General features: G+C 66.0%; 18 protein-coding genes and 2 pseudogenes. 5 read left to right on the top strand and 15 right to left on the bottom strand.

Annotation, left to right across the window (positions count from 1 at the left end):
- Positions 1–34: 34 nt before the first annotated feature.
- The 3 genes and pseudogenes from DBR34_RS24570 to DBR34_RS18920 all read left to right on the top strand — a co-directional run.
- A pseudogene (locus DBR34_RS24570) lies at positions 35–202 on the top strand (sigma 54-interacting transcriptional regulator); the annotation flags it as partial.
- Positions 203–360: 158 nt separating this feature from the next.
- Positions 361–561: pseudogene (locus tag DBR34_RS24565) on the top strand (hypothetical protein); the annotation flags it as partial.
- Between the two features lie 66 nt (positions 562–627).
- Complete coding sequence (locus DBR34_RS18920) at positions 628–1,971, top strand: ATP-binding protein (RefSeq protein ID WP_128097920.1); 1,344 nt, start codon at positions 628–630, stop codon at positions 1,969–1,971.
- A 144-nt stretch (positions 1,972–2,115) separates the two neighbouring features.
- Here the strand turns inward: DBR34_RS18920 and glmU are convergent, their stop codons facing one another.
- Entirely contained in the window at positions 2,116–3,480 is a 1,365-nt protein-coding gene (gene glmU, locus DBR34_RS18915; RefSeq protein WP_128097919.1) for a bifunctional UDP-N-acetylglucosamine diphosphorylase/glucosamine-1-phosphate N-acetyltransferase GlmU, read from the bottom strand.
- Between the two features lie 86 nt (positions 3,481–3,566).
- Here glmU and DBR34_RS18910 point away from each other — a divergent pair, with 86 nt between their 5' ends.
- Positions 3,567–3,950, top strand: a complete 384-nt coding sequence (locus DBR34_RS18910; RefSeq protein WP_128097918.1) for a GtrA family protein — start codon at positions 3,567–3,569, stop codon at positions 3,948–3,950.
- Between the two features lie 50 nt (positions 3,951–4,000).
- On the opposite strand, the gene DBR34_RS18905 is transcribed toward DBR34_RS18910, so the two are convergent.
- From DBR34_RS18905 to DBR34_RS18855, 11 genes are all read right to left on the bottom strand, one after another.
- Positions 4,001–4,360 (bottom strand): hypothetical protein, encoded by a 360-nt coding sequence (locus DBR34_RS18905; protein ID WP_128097917.1) that lies wholly within the window; start codon positions 4,358–4,360, stop codon positions 4,001–4,003.
- A 99-nt stretch (positions 4,361–4,459) separates the two neighbouring features.
- Positions 4,460–5,029 (bottom strand): gamma subclass chorismate mutase AroQ, encoded by a 570-nt coding sequence (gene aroQ / locus DBR34_RS18900; protein WP_258224128.1) that lies wholly within the window; start codon positions 5,027–5,029, stop codon positions 4,460–4,462.
- A 205-nt stretch (positions 5,030–5,234) separates the two neighbouring features.
- Positions 5,235–5,657, bottom strand: coding sequence for a F0F1 ATP synthase subunit epsilon (locus DBR34_RS18895; protein WP_038686101.1), 423 nt, complete (start codon positions 5,655–5,657; stop codon positions 5,235–5,237).
- A gap of 112 nt (positions 5,658–5,769) precedes the next feature.
- Entirely contained in the window at positions 5,770–7,176 is a 1,407-nt protein-coding gene (gene atpD, locus DBR34_RS18890) for a F0F1 ATP synthase subunit beta (protein WP_128097915.1), read from the bottom strand.
- 37 nt (positions 7,177–7,213) lie between these two features.
- Entirely contained in the window at positions 7,214–8,077 is an 864-nt protein-coding gene (atpG, locus tag DBR34_RS18885) for a F0F1 ATP synthase subunit gamma (RefSeq protein WP_038686099.1), read from the bottom strand.
- Between the two features lie 82 nt (positions 8,078–8,159).
- A complete protein-coding gene (gene atpA, locus DBR34_RS18880) occupies positions 8,160–9,707 on the bottom strand; it encodes a F0F1 ATP synthase subunit alpha (protein ID WP_038686097.1) in 1,548 nt (515 codons plus the stop codon).
- 44 nt (positions 9,708–9,751) lie between these two features.
- Positions 9,752–10,279 (bottom strand): F0F1 ATP synthase subunit delta, encoded by a 528-nt coding sequence (locus tag DBR34_RS18875; RefSeq protein ID WP_128097914.1) that lies wholly within the window; start codon positions 10,277–10,279, stop codon positions 9,752–9,754.
- A gap of 3 nt (positions 10,280–10,282) precedes the next feature.
- Positions 10,283–10,753 carry a F0F1 ATP synthase subunit B gene (locus DBR34_RS18870; protein WP_128097913.1) on the bottom strand — a complete coding sequence of 157 codons (471 nt, stop codon included), beginning with the start codon at positions 10,751–10,753 and terminating at the stop codon, positions 10,283–10,285.
- Between the two features lie 112 nt (positions 10,754–10,865).
- Complete coding sequence (gene atpE, locus DBR34_RS18865) at positions 10,866–11,168, bottom strand: F0F1 ATP synthase subunit C (RefSeq protein ID WP_038686092.1); 303 nt, start codon at positions 11,166–11,168, stop codon at positions 10,866–10,868.
- 67 nt (positions 11,169–11,235) lie between these two features.
- Entirely contained in the window at positions 11,236–12,030 is a 795-nt protein-coding gene (gene atpB, locus DBR34_RS18860) for a F0F1 ATP synthase subunit A (protein ID WP_128097912.1), read from the bottom strand.
- Between the two features lie 31 nt (positions 12,031–12,061).
- Positions 12,062–12,430 carry a hypothetical protein gene (locus DBR34_RS18855; protein ID WP_181394075.1) on the bottom strand — a complete coding sequence of 123 codons (369 nt, stop codon included), beginning with the start codon at positions 12,428–12,430 and terminating at the stop codon, positions 12,062–12,064.
- 544 nt (positions 12,431–12,974) lie between these two features.
- Here DBR34_RS18855 and DBR34_RS18850 point away from each other — a divergent pair.
- Complete coding sequence (locus DBR34_RS18850; protein ID WP_128097911.1) at positions 12,975–13,793, top strand: hypothetical protein; 819 nt, start codon at positions 12,975–12,977, stop codon at positions 13,791–13,793.
- 309 nt (positions 13,794–14,102) lie between these two features.
- On the opposite strand, the gene lpdA is transcribed toward DBR34_RS18850, so the two are convergent.
- The 3 genes from lpdA to DBR34_RS24025 all read right to left on the bottom strand — a co-directional run.
- Positions 14,103–15,917, bottom strand: coding sequence for a dihydrolipoyl dehydrogenase (lpdA, locus tag DBR34_RS18845; RefSeq protein ID WP_128097910.1), 1,815 nt, complete (start codon positions 15,915–15,917; stop codon positions 14,103–14,105).
- A 17-nt stretch (positions 15,918–15,934) separates the two neighbouring features.
- Positions 15,935–16,546 (bottom strand): hypothetical protein, encoded by a 612-nt coding sequence (locus DBR34_RS18840; RefSeq protein WP_128097940.1) that lies wholly within the window; start codon positions 16,544–16,546, stop codon positions 15,935–15,937.
- An 80-nt stretch (positions 16,547–16,626) separates the two neighbouring features.
- On the bottom strand, positions 16,627–17,537 hold a 911-nt coding region (locus DBR34_RS24025), incomplete at its 5' end, for a 2-oxo acid dehydrogenase subunit E2 (RefSeq protein ID WP_258224127.1).

The raw sequence follows: 17,537 nt of genomic DNA, 5'->3' as shown, positions 1-17,537 counted from the left end.
CGAAGGCAAGTTCGAAGCCGCCGATGGCGGCACGCTGTTCCTGGACGAGATCGGCAACCTGTCGCTGGGCGGGCAGATGAAACTGCTGCGCGTGCTGGAAACCGGGCGTTTCGAACGCCTGGGCTCCAACCGCGAACGCCAGGTCAAGGTGCGCGTGGTCAGTGCCACCAATGCCGACCTGCCCGCGATGATCCGCGACGGCAGCTTCCGCGAAGACCTGTACTACCGGCTCAACACCGTTGAACTGGCGCTGCCGCCGCTGGCCGAGCGCCCGGGCGACATCCTGCCGCTGGCCGAACGGTTCCTCAGTGGCGACAAGGCGCTCTCCAGTGCGGCCGCCACGGCACTGCAGCGCCACCCGTGGCCGGGCAACGTGCGCGAGCTGCGCAACGTCATCCAGCGCGCCGAACTGCTGGCCCAGGGCACCCGCATCGACGTGGGCGACCTCAACCTGCCGCGGGCGCCGGTCGCGGCGCGCCCGACCGCGCCCAGCGCCGATCCGGATCGCAGCCGGATCGAAGCGGCGCTGGCGCACAACCACGGCATCATCGCCCAGGCGGCCGCCGAGCTGGGCCTGAGCCGCCAGGCGCTGTACCGGCGCATGGATCGCCACGGCATCCCGCGCGAATGACACGCCGCTCCTTCACCTTCCGGCTGTTCCTGCGCCTGCTGCCGGTGCTGGCGCTGGCCGCTGCCTTTCCCTGGTACCTGGCGTTCTGGCTGGACCATGGTTGGGCGGTCAGCGTGGTGTCGATCATCGTGCTGCTGTCGGTGATGTGGTTCAGCCTGCGCCGCGCCACCGCGCCGGTGCGTTCGCTGCTGCGTGCGTTGTCGGGCACCACCAGCAGCTACCGCGACGGCGAATACAATTTCTCGGTGTACTGGCCGGGTAACGACGAACTGGGCGACCTGGTGCAGGCGCATCGCGAACTCGGCGACGTGCTGCGCGAACAGCGCCAGGGGCTGGTGCAGCGGGAACTGCTGCTGGACACCATGGTGCAGAACACGCCGGTGTCGATGCTGCTGCTGGCCAACGGCGGTGACGGCATCCAGCGCGTGGTGTTCTCCAACCTGGCCGCACGCAAGCTGCTGCACAACGGCTGGAAGCTGGAAGGCCAGCGCATGCAGGACGTGCTGGAAACCATGCCGGTGGAGCTGCGCGATGCCATCGTGCGCGGCGGCGACAGCCTGTTCGCGGTGCGCGAGGGCGACAGCGACGATGAAGAAGACGAGCAGGTGTACCACCTGTCGCGGCGCAACTTCCACCTCAACGGCCGCCCGCACGACCTGCTGCTGATCCGCCTGCTCACCGCCGAGCTGCGCCGCCAGGAAGTGCAGACCTGGAAGAAGGTGATCCGGGTGATCAGCCACGAGCTCAACAACTCCCTGGCGCCGATCGCCTCGCTGGCGCATTCCGGCGGCGAACTGGTGCGGCGGGGCAAGACCGAGCGGCTGGAAGAAGTGTTCGCCACCATCGAGGAGCGTGCGCGCCACCTGGAGGGCTTCATCCGCGGCTATGCGCGCTTTGCCAAGCTGCCGCAGCCGCAGTTGCAGAACGTGCAGTGGATCCAGTTCCTGACCAGCCTGCAGCACCAGATTCCGTTCCGCATGCAGGGCATCGGCGACGACCTGCACAGCCGGGTGGATATTGCCCAGCTCGGCCAGGCGCTGCTGAACCTGCTCAAGAACGCGCATGAAGCCGGCGGCGATGCCGAGCCACCCAATGACGATGTCGAGGTGCGCCTGACCCGCCTGCCGCAGTGGCTGCGCCTGGAGGTGCTTGACCGCGGCAAGGGCATGAATGAAGCCGTGCTGCAGAACGCGTTGATGCCGTTCTATTCGACCAAGCGCAACGGCACCGGGTTGGGCCTGGCGCTTACCCGGGAAATCGTGGAAGCGCACGGCGGCCGGATTTCGCTGCAGAACCGCCGCGAAGGCGGGTTGTGCGTGGCGATCTTTTTGCCCGTTTGATCGGGTTGCCGGGCAGAGCCCGGCATTACGGGATCGCTGGGTTGCCGGGCAGAGCCCGGCATTACGGGATCGCTGGGTTGCCGGGCAGAGCCCGGCATTACGGGATCGCTGGGTTGCCGGGCAGAGCCCGGCGCTACGCCGGGCTTAGCGCTTGGTGGGGCGCTTCCAGCCGTCGATGGTTTCCTGGCGGGCGCGCGCCAGGGTCAGTTTGCCCTCGGGGGCGGTGCGGGTGATGACCGAGCCGGCGGCGATGGTGGCGCCTGCGCCGATCACCACCGGGGCCACCAGCGCGCTGTTGGAGCCGATGAAGGCGTTATCGCCGATGGTGGTCTGCGACTTGTTCACCCCGTCGTAGTTGCAGGTGATGGTGCCTGCACCGATGTTGACCTTGGCCCCGATCACCGCATCGCCCAGGTAGGTGAGGTGGTTGGCCTTGCTGCCCGGCCCCAGCGTGACCTTCTTGGTTTCCACGAAGTTGCCGACGTGGCTGCCGGCCGCCAGCACCGTGCCCGGGCGCAGGCGTGCGAACGGCCCGATGTCCGCCGCGCCTTCGCTGACCACGCCGTCCAGGTCGCAGTGCGCCTTGACCACGGTGCCTGCGGCCAGCGACACATCCTTGAGCCGGGTGAACGGCCCGATGCTCACGCCGTCGCCGAGTTCGACCCGGCCTTCCAGGATCACGTTGACGTCGATCTGCACATCGCGCCCCACGCTGACCGTGCCGCGGATGTCCAGGCGCGCCGGGTCCAGCACCCGCGCGCCCTGCGTGCACAGCGCCCGCACCGCGCGCAGCTGCCACGCGCGTTCCAGCTGTGCAAGCTGCCACGGGTCGTTGGCACCTTCGGCTTCCTGCGCGTCCTCGACGAACGCCATGTCGGCCGGGGTGTAGTCATGCGCGGCGGCGGCGAACACGTCGGTCAGGTAGTACTCGCCCTGCGCGTTGGCATTGGACAGCTGCGACAACCAGGTGCGCAACGCCGTGGACTCGGCGGTGATGATGCCGGTGTTGATGGTGCGGATGGACAGCTGCTCGTCGCTGGCGTCCTTCTGCCCCACGATCGCCGCGACCCGCCCCTCGGCATTGCGCACGATGCGACCGTAGCCGGTGGGGTTGGCCACTTCGGCCACCAGCACCGCCAGCCGGCCGGGCTGGGCCAGCAGGTGGCGCAGCGTGTCGGTGCGGATCATCGGCACGTCGCCATACAGCACCAGCACCGTGGCCGCGTCAGGCACGTTCGGCATGGCCTGCTGCACCGCGTGACCGGTGCCCAGCTGTTCGCGCTGTTCGGCCCAGACCAGGTCGGTCTGGCTGGCGAATGCCGCGCGCACCGCATCGCCACCGTGGCCGTACACCACATGGATGGCCGCGGGCTGCAGCTCGCGGGCGGCATCGATCACATGGGCCAGCATCGGGCGGCCGGCAATCGGCTGCAGCACCTTGGGCAGGTCGGATTTCATGCGCTTGCCAGCGCCGGCGGCGAGGATGATGACGTGCAGGGCTTGGGTCATGGGGCAGCGTGTGTGGGCGGTAGTGGCTGCGATTCTAGAACGCAGACAGTTAACATGCTGCGTTTCCGCACCGGTATCGCCATCCTGTGAGCCTGATCCGCCAAGGCACCCGCTTCATCCTGATCGGCCTGGTGCAGCTGGTGGTGGACTGGGCGGTGTTCGTCGGTGCCACGGCACTGGGCGTGCCCACCGTGCCGGCCAACGTGCTGGGCCGGGTGTGCGGGATGCTGCTGGGGTTCTGGCTCAACGGGCGCTACACCTTTGCCGCCGAAGGCGACCACCGCCTCGGCTGGGCGCGTTTCGCGCGGTTCCTGGCGCTGTGGCTGCTGTTGACCGCCGTCAGTACGCTGCTGGTGAGCACAGCAGCACAGCAGCTTGGCCTGGCCTATGCCTGGCTGGCCAAGCCGGTCGTCGAAGGCGGCCTGGCCGCCGTGTCGTTCCTGCTGATGCGACGCTTCGTCTATCGCTGAGCGGCCGGCGCAGGAACCGGGCACCGGTGCGGTGCCCGGCCGGGATCACCTTATTCGCACTTCAGCGCGCTGACCACCTGGGCGAACTGGTCGTTGGCCTGCTTACAGCCGGTCTCCAGCGCGGTCTTGTCCTGCATGGTGGCCCACTGGGCCTTGGCCTGGTCCACGCCCTGCTGGAAGGCGGCCGCCGTCTGCGGGTTGGACTTGTCGAAGCAGGCCTTGGCGCGGGTCAGGTAGGCCTCGCAGGCCTGCGGCAGGCCCGCGCCGATGCCGGCGGCGGCTGCCGGTGCAGCGGTGGTCGGTGCAGCCGCCGCCGGGGTCGGGGTGGCAGACGCGGCAGTGTCGTCCTTCTTGCCACACGCCACCAGGCCGGTGAGGGCCACCGCGAGAATCAATGCGTTCTTGAACATGGTCATTCCTTGATTGAACGGTCAGGGGTTTCGGATGCCTGCATGACAGTCTCCAGCCGCGCACGTCCGGGTGCATGTCGGGCAGGTGCACTTCTAGCATCAATGCCCGGCGGCGTCATTCTGCGCCGCACCGGGGGTCCCTGCGGTTGGCACCCCGTCATGCGGACAGAAGCCCAGCGTGGCCCGCACCAGGGCGATGCGCGTGGCCTCATCCAGCGGCGAGGTCCGCGTGCCCTGCAGGGCGATGGCCCGCGCCAGCTGACGCGGGCAGTCCGGGGCGGCCCGCACATCGTCCAACTGCGCCCAGCGCGAGAGCAGGCGCGCATCGAGGGTATCGATGCGTTCGCGGATGGCGTCCAGCGGTGGCGGTGGCGAGGGTGTCCTGCCGACCAGGAAACGCTGAAGATCACCGTGCTGCAGCAACTTGTTGGCCTCGATCAGTTGACGGTAGGTGTGCACCACCGCATCCGGGTCCAGTCCCCGCTCCAAGGCGCGGTCGCGCTTTTCGGCGAGCACGGCGGCCTCGCGCTGCGGGTCTTCGATCGGGCGTCCGGCAACAAACTTGTAGGCCGCCACGTCGTGGGCAATTGCATTGCGCGCCGCAACCAGTCGTACCCACACGCCCAAGCTGTCCAAAGGCGCGAGAGCGGATACGCGGGCAGGCAGCATCAGGCTGCAAATGAACGCAATGACAAAGAGGGCGCGTGCAGGATTCATCATCAGGACTCGGGCAACGGATGCCGCCGATTCTGCCCGCCCTGCCCGCGCGGGGATGCCGGGTCGATCACAGTCCAGACCATCGCCCTCCAGGGTGGCCCAGATACGACAACGCCGGCACAAGGCCGGCGCGGTCGAACAACAGCAGGCGGACTGCTCAGTGCTTGAGCGTCTTGCGCAGGCGCTCCAGCGCCTGCAGCTGGACCACCGCTTCAGCAAGCTTCTGCTGGGCTTCGGCGACGTCCATGGCTTCGCCACGGTTGGCCAGCACGCGTTCGGCTTCTTCCTTGGCCTTGCGCACCGACGCTTCGTCGATGTCCTGGGCACGGATCGCGGTGTCGGCCAGCACGGTCACCACCTGCGGCTGCACCTCGAGGATGCCGCCGGAAATGGCGAAGTCGAGCTGCTCGCCGTTCGGCGTGGTCACCACCACCTTGCCCGGCTTCAGGCGGGTGATCAGCGGGGCATGCTTGGGCGCGATGCCCAGCTCGCCCAGCTCGCCGGTGGCCACTACCAGGGTCGCTTCACCACGGAAGATTTCCTGCTCGGCGCTGACGATGTCGCAACGGATGGTGCTCATGTAACTCTCTTCGCTAGGGGGCGGGTGTGACCCACCGCAGGGATTCCGCAGCGGTGGGCAGATGCCCACCCCGTGTCACGGTCGGGACGGGCGTGTGCCCGTCCCCGCCGCATCAGGCCTTCTCGGCCATCTTCTTGGCCTTCTCGACCGCTTCTTCGATGCTGCCGACCATGTAGAACGCCTGCTCCGGCAGGTGGTCGTACTCGCCATCGACGATGGCCTTGAAGCCACGGATGGTGTCCTTCAGGGTCACGTACTTGCCCGGCGAACCGGTGAACACTTCGGCCACGTGGAACGGCTGGCTGAAGAAGCGCTCGATCTTGCGGGCGCGGGTCACGGCCTGCTTGTCTTCTTCGGACAGTTCGTCCATGCCCAGGATGGCGATGATGTCCTTCAGTTCCTTGTACTTCTGCAAGGTCTGCTGGACGCGCTGGGCGGTGTCGTAATGTTCGTTGCCGATGACCAGCGGGTCCATCTGGCGGCTGGTCGAATCCAGCGGATCCACGGCCGGGTAGATACCCAGCGAGGCGATCGAACGCGACAGGGTCACGGTCGAATCCAGGTGGGCGAAGGTGGTGGCCGGCGACGGATCGGTCAAGTCATCGGCGGGCACGTACACGGCCTGGATCGAGGTGATCGAGCCATTCTTGGTCGAGGTGATGCGCTCCTGCAGGACGCCCATTTCTTCGGCCAGGGTCGGCTGGTAACCCACCGCCGACGGCATACGACCCAGCAGTGCCGACACTTCGGTACCGGCCAGGGTGTAGCGGTAGATGTTGTCGACGAACAGCAGCACGTCCTTGCCCTTGCCGTTTTCGTCCTTCTCGTCGCGGAAGTACTCGGCCATGGTCAGGCCGGTCAGCGCGACGCGCAGGCGGTTGCCCGGCGGCTCGTTCATCTGGCCGTACACCATCGCGACCTTGTCCAGGACGTTGGAGTCCTTCATCTCGTGGTAGAAGTCGTTGCCCTCACGGGTACGCTCACCCACGCCGGCGAACACGGACAGACCGCTGTGCGCCTTGGCGATGTTGTTGATCAGTTCCATCATGTTGACGGTCTTGCCGACGCCGGCGCCGCCGAACAGGCCGACCTTGCCGCCCTTGGCGAACGGGCACATCAGGTCGATGACCTTGATGCCGGTTTCCAGCAGCTCGGTGGCCGGGGACTGGTCTTCGTACGACGGCGCGTCACGGTGGATTTCCCACGTGTCGCTGGCGGTCACCGGACCGGCTTCGTCGATCGGACGGCCCAGCACGTCCATGATGCGGCCCAGGGTCCCTGCACCGACCGGCACCGAGATGGCGCGTTCGGTGTTGGTGGCGACCAGGTTGCGCTTCAGGCCGTCGGTGGAGCCCAGCGCGATGCAACGGACCACGCCGTCGCCCAGCTGCTGCTGCACTTCCAGCGTGATTTCGGTGTTGTCCACCTTCAGCGCGTGGTACACCTTCGGCACCGACTCGCGGGGGAATTCGACGTCGACGACGGCGCCGATGATCTGAACGATCTTGCCCTGACTCATTGCTGCAATCCTCTAATGTGTGCTTTGACTGTGCGCGTCAGACTGCTGCCGCGCCGCCGACGATTTCGGAAATTTCCTGGGTGATCGCTGCCTGGCGGGCCTTGTTGTAGACCAGCTGCAGGGTTCCGATCAGCTTGTTCGCGTTGTCGCTTGCCGACTTCATCGCGACCATGCGGGCTGCATGCTCGGACGCGACGTTTTCCAGAACCGCCTGGTACACCAGCGACTCGACGTAACGCGTCATCACGTGCTCCAGCACGGTCGCGGCGTCGGGTTCGTACAGGTAGTCCCAGTCGTGGTGCGCGACCTGCTTCTCAGCGGCCGGCAACGGCAGCAGCTGGTCGAAGCTGGCCTTCTGCGTCATCGTGTTGATGAAGCGGTTGTAGACCAGGTACACGCGGTCGACCTTGCCTTCGGTGAAGGCGTCGAGCATGACCTTGATCACGCCGATCAGCTGTTCCAGGTGCGGCACGTCGCCCATGTGGGTGACGCTGCCGACCATGTTGACCTTGATGCGGCGGAAGAAGGTCGAGGCCTTCTGGCCCACCGTCACCACGTCGATCTCGGCACCCTTGTCCTGGTACTGGCGGACTTCGCCCAGCATCTTGCGGAACAGGTTGTTGTTCAGGCCGCCAGCCAGGCCGCGGTCGGAGGAGATCACGATGTAACCGACCCGCTTGACCTCGTCGCGCTGGACCAGGAACGGATGCTGGTAATCGGTGCTGGCCTGGGCCAGGTGACCGATCACCTGCTTCATCGCCTGCGCATACGGACGCGACGTCTTCATCCGCTCCTGCGCCTTGCGGATTTTGGAGGCCGAGACCATTTCGAGCGCGCGCGTCACCTTGCGGGTGTTCTGCACGCTCTTGATCTTGGTTTTGATTTCGCGTCCGCTTGCCATCTCTTCTTCCCGTATAGCGGGGCTCTGCCCCGCTGCCATTCAACGGTGACGCGAGGCCGTCAGGCCCCGCCCCACATGCGGCTTACCAGCTGCCGGTGGTCTTGAACTCGGCGATGCCCTTCTTGAAGGCCGCTTCGATGTCGTTGTCCCAACCGCCGGTGGCGTTGATCTTGCTGATCAGCTCGCCCTGGGTGTTGGCGAAGTGGGCGTGCAGGCCCTCTTCCAGCGCCAGCAGCTTGTTGACCGGCACGTCGTCGAGGTAACCCTCGTTGACGGCGTAGATGGTCAGCGCCTGGTTGGCGATCGACATCGGGGCGTACTGCTTCTGCTTCATCAGCTCGGTGACGCGCTGACCGCGCTCGAGCTGCTTGCGGGTGGCTTCGTCCAGGTCCGAGGCGAACTGCGCGAACGCAGCCAGCTCGCGGTACTGGGCCAGCGAGATACGGATGCCGCCGGACAGCTTCTTGATGATCTTGGTCTGGGCCGCACCACCAACGCGCGACACCGAGATACCGGCGTTCACGGCCGGGCGGATGCCCGAGTTGAACAGATCGGTTTCCAGGAAGATCTGGCCGTCGGTGATCGAGATCACGTTGGTCGGCACGAAGGCCGAGACGTCACCGGCCTGGGTTTCGATGATCGGCAGCGCGGTGAGCGAACCGGTCTTGCCCTTGACGGCGCCGTTGGTGAACTTTTCCACATACTCTTCGGACACGCGGGCAGCGCGCTCGAGCAGGCGGGAGTGCAGGTAGAACACGTCACCCGGGTAGGCTTCGCGGCCCGGCGGACGCTTCAGCAGCAGCGAGATCTGGCGGTAGGCCACGGCCTGCTTGGACAGATCGTCGTACACGATCAGCGCGTCTTCGCCGCGGTCCATGAAGTACTCACCCATGGTGCAGCCCGAGTAGGCGCTGATGTACTGCATCGCGGCCGATTCGGACGCGGTCGCAGCCACCACGACGGTGTGCGCCAGGGCGCCGTTCTCTTCCAGCTTGCGCACGATGTTGGCCACGGTCGAAGCCTTCTGGCCGATCGCGACGTACACGCACTTGATGCCGGTGCTCTTCTGGTTGATCACCGCATCGATGGCCAGGGCGGTCTTGCCGGTCTGGCGGTCACCGATGACCAGCTCGCGCTGGCCGCGGCCGATCGGGATCATGGAGTCGACCGACTTGTAACCGGTCTGCACCGGCTGGTCGACCGACTTGCGCCAGATCACGCCCGGGGCAACGCGCTCCACCGGCGCGGTGGCCTGTGCAGCGATCGGGCCCTTGCCGTCGATCGGCTCGCCCAGCGCGTTGACCACGCGGCCGAGCATTTCCGGACCGACCGGCACTTCCAGGATGCGACCGGTGGTCTTGGCGACGTCGCCTTCGCGCAGGTGCTCATAGCCACCCAGGACCACGGCGCCGACCGAGTCGCGCTCCAGGTTCAGGGCCAGGGCGAAGGTGTTGTTCGGCAGTTCGATCATTTCGCCCTGCATCACGTCGGCCAGACCGAAGATGCGCACGATGCCGTCGGACACGCTGGTCACGGTGCCTTCGTTGCGCGATTCCGCGGCCAGCTTGACCTTCTCGATGCGGTTCTTGATCAGTTCGCTGATTTCGGAGGGGTTGAGCGTGGTTGCCATCGTCAAGTCCTAGTGCCGGCGATCACGCCGGACGTTAAATGAATTCAGTTAGCGAGCGCGGTCTGCAGGCGCGACAGCTTGCCCTTGAGCGAGCCATCGATGACCACGTCGCCGGCGTCGATGACGGCACCGCCGATCAACGAAGCATCGACTGCGGTCGAGACGTCCACTTCACGGCCGAAGCGCTTGCGCAGCGCGGCCTTGATGGCGTCCAGTTCAGCGGCGGACAGTTCCGTGGCCGAGGTCACGGTGGCCTTGACCACGTGTTCGGCGTCGGCGCGCAGCTGGTCGTACATGCCGGCGATTTCCGGCAGCAGCGGCAGACGGTGCGCTTCGGCCAGGATGGCCAGGAAGCGACCGAAGGTCTCGCTGGACGATTCCGGCACCAGCAACGCGACGGCATCGCCGCGGTCCAGTTCCGGGTTCGACAGCAAGGCCGCCACGCGTGGGTCGGCGGCTACATGGGCGGAGAACGCAAGCGCGTCCGACCACGGCGCGAACGTGCCTTCGTCGCGCGCGGTCGCGAACGCGGCGCGGGCATACGGGCGTGCAAGCGTGAGGGCCTGGCTCATCGATCAGATCTCCGATGCCAGCTCGTCGAGCAGCGCCTTGTGGGCGTTGGCGTCGATTTCGCGCTTGAGCAGCTTTTCGGCACCGCTCACGGCCAGGGCGGACACCTGCTTGCGCAGATCTTCACGGGCACGGTTGGCGGCAGCCTCGATTTCAGCGTGGGCCAGGTCTTTCTGGCGGTTCGCTTCGGCGATGGCTTCATTCTTGGCGGCTTCAACGATCTGGTTGGCGCGCGCGTGGGCCTGGTCGATGATCTCGTTGGCCTTGCCGCGTGCATCCTTCAGTGCTTCGTTGACCTTTTCCTGCGCCTGGGCCAGATCCTTCTGGCTGCGGTCGGCAGCGGCGAGGCCTTCAGCGATCTTCTGCTGGCGCTCTTCGATGGCATTCATCAACGGCGGCCAGATCTTGGTCGCGATGATCCAGATCAGACCGGCGAACGCCAGTGCCTGGGCAACGAGGGTAAAACCGATTTCCATGGGGTTCGCTCAATCTGGGGTGATGGGGTGGTTGCGCCGCCCGAGGCGGCGCAGCCTTTCCTTCATCCGCGATCAGGCGCACGCGGCGCCTGATCGTTTCGCTTTCGCTGGATCAGCCTGCAACAGCCGGCAGACGGGCAACGAACTCGCCGATGGTCGGGTTGGCGAAGGCCAGCAGCAGGCCGACGGCGACCGAGATGATGAACGCGGCGTCGATCAGGCCGGCGGTGATGAACATGCGGACCTGCAGGACCGGAATCAGTTCCGGCTGGCGGGCAGCCGATTCCAGGAACTTACCGGACATGATGGCCAGACCGAGACCGGCGCCCAGCGCGGCCAGGCCGATCATGATGCCGACGGCGAGGACGGTGGAGCTCTGGACTTGGGCGAGGTTGGTCAGGACGGCGAGGTACATGGTTTTCTCCTGGAACTTTGAATAGCTAAGGGTTTAGAAACAAACGGATGAAGGGTGAAACGGAAACTCAGTGAGCGTCTTCCGACAGGCTCAGGTACACGATGGACAACATCATGAAGATGAAGGCCTGCAGCGGAATCACCAGCAGATGGAACAGCATCCAGCCCAGGCCGAATGCACCGCCTGCGATGGCGCCGGCGATACCCGCGCTGCCCAGCACCCAGATCAGCAGGAAGACGATTTCGCCGCCGAACATGTTGCCGAACAGTCGCATCGCCAGCGAGATCGGCTTGCTGAGCCACTCGACGATGTTGAGGATCAGGTTGAACGGCATCATCCACTTGCCGAACGGTGCGGTCAGGAATTCCTTGGTGAAGCCACCAATGCCCTTGGCACGCAACGCGAAGAACAGCATCAGGAAGAACACGCTGATCGACATGCCCAGGGTGGCATTGACGTCGGCGGTGGGGACCGGCTTCCAGTACGGCACGCCGAGGGCTTCCAGCGGCAGGGCGATGAAGTCGGCCGGGATCATCTTGATGAGGTTCATCAGGAGGATCCAGAAGAAGATCGTGATGGCGATCGGGGTCACCAGCTTGCTGGTGCCGTGGTAGGTGTCCTTGGCCTGGCGGTCAACGAACTCCAGGCAGATCTCCACGAACGCCTGCCACTTGCCCGGCACGCCGGCGGTGGCCTTGCGGGTTGCCATCCAGAAGCCGAACACCATCAACAGGCCCATCAGGACCGAAGTCACGATGGTGTCGACGTGGATCGCCCAGAAACCACCTTCCTGCATATGGAACGTCAGGTTGTGCAGGTGATGTTGGATGTAGGAGGTGGGTGTCAGCGCCTCGCCTGCCATGTGTCCGGAACCTTGAGTTAAATAAAGAGGATCAGCGCCTGGCCAGAGCCAGGACCTGGAACATCAACCCGACGGCGATACCGGCCAGCAGCGCCAATGCAGGCAGCTTGAAGACCAGGAACCCCACCATCAGGACACCGAAAACGAGTACCCACTTTGCCACTACGGCCAGGATCAGGCGGGTCATCGCCGATCCAGCCGCCTGCACCCCGCCACCCAGCGCCATGCGCGCCGCGACCCAGCCACCGGCCGACACCGCCACACCCGATGCCAGCGCCCCCAGGGCGTACATCGTCCCTGCCAGCAGCAGGAAGGCCAGAGCCAGGACAGCCACTGCAGCCAGCGGGTAAACCGCTGCGCGCAGCATCAGTCGCCGACCCGAATCAACGGAGTTCAGCACACGTATGTCCTGCAAGATCTTGAGTAGAAAGGCCGAGGTCGCAAGCAAGCGCCTCGTCGAGCCGCCAAATTATAGCAACGGGACAATTTGCGAGACAACCGCCCCCTGTTCATCCCGGATGGCCGCAAGTTGCTGCATCGCCACAGATTTTGCGTTCCACCGGCGGTCCAATCCCGGCCTGACTGGCTCTGCGCCTGTTGCGACGCACCAATTGAACTTTCGTCGCAGGGTCCGGTCTGATCCATCGACCTGCGCATTTCGATCCTCGTCGACGCCCTTGTGGCAGGTCTGGCACCCCAAAGTGGCCCCGAACTCTCTCCGGGGCCACTTTTTTTCCGGCCCTGACGCGACCGGAGGCGCCGGCGGGGGCCGAACGGCGGTCTCCTAAACGCGCTCCGGGGCGCGTTGCGGCCATCCATGTGACCGACGGCACGGCCCGGTGCATGAACGGTACACACTGCGTCCACCATACGTTCACGAATGGTGGACGCGACGCTGGGCAGAGTGATTCCACATCAATGAATCACTGCAAGGACACACACCGATGCGCCTGATGCTCCCCCTGCTCGCCCTGCCGCTGGCCATGGCGGCACTGACCCACGCCAATACCGCCAGCGCCGCTGAAGGTGACGATCGCTTCGCCCTGCGCCTGGGCGCGATGAACATCGATTCCGACAACACGATCCGCGGCAACACCACCGTCGCCGGCCAGGACGTGGGTTTCTCCGAGGACTTCAAGCTGGGTGGCAAGGAGTGGGAGCCGCGCATCGACGGCATGTTCCGCATCAGCAACCGCCAGCGCCTGCTGTTCAACTACTTCAAGTACGACAAGGACCGCCGCGAGACGCTGGGTCAGGACATCTCCTACGGCGGCGTGACGGTCCCGGCCGACAGCTTCGTCAAGGGCGAGCTGAAGTACCAGGTGGCCAGCCTGGTGTACGACTACTCCGTAGTGGACACCGACACCTTCGACCTCGGCCTGCAGCTGGGTGCCGAGTACGCCAAGGTGAGCACCAAGGCCTATGCCGACGTGGGTGACCTCTACCAGGGCCGCTTCCTCGACGAGAAGGCCGACGGTGTGGCCCCGGTGGTGGGCGCCCGCATGAGCTTCACCCCGTCGGAAAAGTGGCTGATCACGCTGCAGGGCCAGTACCTCAACACCAGCTGGGGCAACTTCGACGACTACAAGGGCGACCTCACCCGCGCCAACGCGATCGTCGATTACCGCCTGACCCAGAACTTCGGCGTGTTCGCCGGCTACGACTGGTTCAAGCTGGACGTGGACCAGAAGGGCAGCGACGGCACCATCGGCCTGAAGCAGGAGTTCAAGGGCCCGGTGGCCGGTATCAGCGTCACCTTCTAAGCAACCGCAGCACCTCTCTCCGAGCGCGGCAACAGGGCAACCTGTTGTCGCGTTTTTTGTTTGTGCCAACTCAGCCCGAGCCCCTTCGTGGCCGGCAGGTCTTTCGCAAAATAAAGGAGGAGGTGACGGCCGCAGGCCGGCGCCGGGGGACATTTGCAGAAAGGCCTGCCGACCACGAAGGGGCCCATCCGGTCGCGACCAAAGCAGGCGAAGACACCGCCCCGCCCCGCCCCGCGCCACGCAACAACAAAAAACCCCGGCGTTTGCCGGGGTTTTTGTTGAACAGGTGCCACGACCAACGGTCGTGAACTACCGCTTCTTGGGCATGTACAGATCGGTGATGGTGCCGTCGTAGATCTCCGCGGCCATTGCCACCGATTCGCTCAGCGTCGGGTGCGCGTGGATGGTGTGGCCGATGTCCTCGGCCTCCGCGCCCATTTCGATCGCCAGCCCGATCTCGGCCAGCAGATCGCCCGCGTGCACGCCCACGATCGCGCCACCGATGATGCGGTGCGTCTCCTCGTCGAAGATCAGCTTGGTGAAGCCCTCGGTACGACCGATACCGATCGCACGGCCACTGGCCGCCCACGGGAACTTCGCCACGCCCACCTTCAGACCCTTGGCCTTCGCCTCGGTCTCGGTCACGCCCACCCAGGCGATTTCCGGGTTCGTGTAGGCCACCGACGGAATCACCCGCGCCACCCACTCCTTCTTCTCGCCCGAGGCCACTTCCGCAGCCAGCTTGCCTTCGTGCGTCGCCTTGTGGGCCAGCATCGGGTTACCCACGATGTCGCCGATGGCGAAGATGTGCGGCACGTTGGTGCGCATCTGGCGGTCCACCGGAATGAAGCCACGCTCGGTCACCTGCACGCCGGCCTTCTCGGCACCGATCTTCTTGCCGTTCGGCGAGCGGCCCACGGCCACCAGCACGCGGTCGAACGTGCCCTGCGCCAGCGCAGGCGTCTCGCCCTCGGCGGCAGCCTCGAAGGTCACCGTGATGCCCTTGGCATCGGCGCTCACGCCCGACGCCTTGGTCTTCAGGTGGACCTCGACGCCCTGCTTCTTCAGACGGTCGGCCAGCGGCTTCACCAGGTCCTTGTCGGCGCCCGGCATCAGCTGGTCCATGAACTCCACCACCGTGACCTTGCTACCGAGGGCCGCATACACCGTCGCCATTTCCAGGCCGATGATGCCGCCGCCCACCACCAGCAGCGAACCCGGCACGTCGGCCAGCTCCAGTGCATCGGTGGAATCCATCACGCGCTTGTCGTCCCACGGGAAGTTCGGCAGCTTCACCGCCTGCGAACCGGCGGCGATGATGCACTGCTCGAAACGCAGCAGCTGGGTCTTGCCGTCGTCGCCGACGATCTCCAGCTCGTTGGCCGACACGAACGTAGCCAGGCCCTGCACCGTGCGCACCTTGCGCTGCTTGGCCATGCCGGCCAGGCCCTTGGTCAGCTGGGTGACCACCTTTTCCTTGTAGCCGCGCAGCTTGTCCAGGGTGATCGTGGGGGCGCCGAACTCGACGCCGAACTCACCGGCGTGGGCCACTTCATCGATCACCGCGGCAGCATGCAGCAGCGCCTTGGACGGAATGCAGCCCACGTTGAGGCAGACGCCGCCGAGGCTCGCGTAGCGCTCGATGAGCACCGTGTCCACGCCCAGGTCGGCCGAGCGGAACGCGGCGGTGTAGCCGCCCGGACCGGCGCCCAGCACCACCATTTTGCATTCGATGTCGGCCGGTTTGCCCGACGACAGCGCCGGCTGCGGCGCGGCCGGTTCGGCCGGAGCGCGGTGCGACGGCGTCACCGGCGGCTTGCTGGCCGGCGCGACGTCGGCCTTGGGTGCCTCGGCCTTGGCCGGTGCAGCCGGTGCGGCGGCCTCGCCTTCGGCCTCCAGCAGCAGCACCACGTCGCCTTCGGACAGGTTGTCGCCGAGCTTGACCTTGATTTCCTTGACCACGCCGGCGGCCGACGAGGGCACTTCCAGCGTTGCCTTGTCCGACTCCAGCGTGACCAGACCCTGGTCCTTCTTCACCGTGTCGCCCACGGCAACCAGCAGTTCGATCACCGGCACACCGCTGTAATCGCCGATGTCGGGAACCTTGATTTCAATTGCGGCCATTGTTGTTCTCCTGGTACTCAGCCGGTGGTGCCGGCGAGCAGTTGCTGCAGTTCGTCGAGCGACTCGTCCAGATCTTTCCAGCGACGGTCGAGCTTCTTTTCCTTGGTGTCGCTGGCTTCGATCAGCAGCGCCACCTGTTTCATCATCAGCTTGCCGGTACCGCATTCCGGGCGCGGGCCGCTGAAACGCTGGCCGTCCACCTGGAAGGACAGCACCTCGCCCTCCAGCACCGCGGCCTTGCGGTCGGCCGGCACCGCCGCGTCCAGCGCGGCCTGCCAGCTGCGCACCAGGCGCTGCGCCAGCGCGGCCGGGATGCTGACCTGGTACTGGTCCGGCTCCTGGTCCACGCGCAGTTCAAGACCGCCCTGGCGGGCGCTGTTGTTCCAGGTGTAGACCCGCTTGTCGGCGCGGCTGTAACGCAGCGTCCATTCCTGTTCCTGGGTGCCCCGCAGCAAGGCCACGCCGGTTTCGACCCCGCTCTTGGGCAGGGTCACCAGCGACAACGCCGGCTGTGCCTTGCCTTCAAACAGGGTTTCCACGGCCTGGCCATAGTTGCCCACCGCCGGCGGCCAGCCGCGGCCGAGGCCGGACGTGCAGTCCGCCGCGAGCGCCTGCGCTGCCGGCAGCATGCCCAGCAGCACAGCCGCGTAGAGCCGGGCGCTGCCCGGCTGCACACGGCCCCTGCCCGGCTGCAACGCCAGGCCTTGCCTCACAGCAGCACGCGCCGCATGTCGGCCAGCACCTGCGACAGGTACGTGGTGAAGCGGGCGGCCAGCGCACCGTCGATGACGCGGTGGTCGTAGCTCAGCGACAGCGGCAGCATCAGCTTCGGGGCGAATTCCTTGCCGTTCCAGACCGGCTGGATCGACGACTTGGATACGCCCAGGATGGCCACTTCCGGTGCATTCACGATGGGGGTGAACGCGGTGCCGCCGATCCCGCCCAGCGAGCTGATCGAGAAGCAGCCGCCGCTCATGTCGGCCGGGCCCAGCTTGCCGTCGCGCGCCTTCTTGGCCAGCTCACCCGATTCCTGCGCGATCTGCACCACGCCCTTCTTGTCCACGTCGCGGATCACCGGCACGACCAGGCCGCTCGGCGTATCGGCGGCGAAACCGATGTTGAAGTACTTCTTCAGGGTCAGGTTCTCGCCGCTGGCATCCAGCGAGGCGTTGAACTCGGGGAACTTCTTCAGCGCCGCGGCGCTGGCCTTGACCAGGAAGGCGAGCATGGTCAGCTTGATGCCGGCCTTCTCGTTTTCCTTGTTCAGGGCCACGCGCAGGGCTTCCAGTTCGGTGATGTCGGCCTGCTCGAACTGGGTGACGTGCGGAATCATGGCCCAGTTGCGGGCCAGGTTGGCGCCGGAGATCTTCTTGATCCGCGACAGCGGCTGGACCTCGACCTCACCGAACTTGCTGAAGTCCACCTTCGGCCACGGCAGCAGGTTCAGGCCACCACCGGCCGCCACGGTGCCACCGCCGGCAGCGACGCCACCGGTCAGCGCGGACTTGACGAACTTCTGCACGTCGCCCTTGGTGATGCGGCCACCCTTCTCGGTGCCGCTCAGCTGGTTCAGGTCCACGCCCAGTTCGCGGGCGAACACGCGCACCGCCGGGGAGGCAT

Source organism: Stenotrophomonas sp. HMWF003, from assembly GCF_003061285.1.
Classification (GTDB): domain Bacteria; phylum Pseudomonadota; class Gammaproteobacteria; order Xanthomonadales; family Xanthomonadaceae; genus Stenotrophomonas; species Stenotrophomonas maltophilia_AP.
Note: the sequence above shows the minus strand (reverse complement) of the source record. Positions and strands in the feature narration are given on the sequence as shown.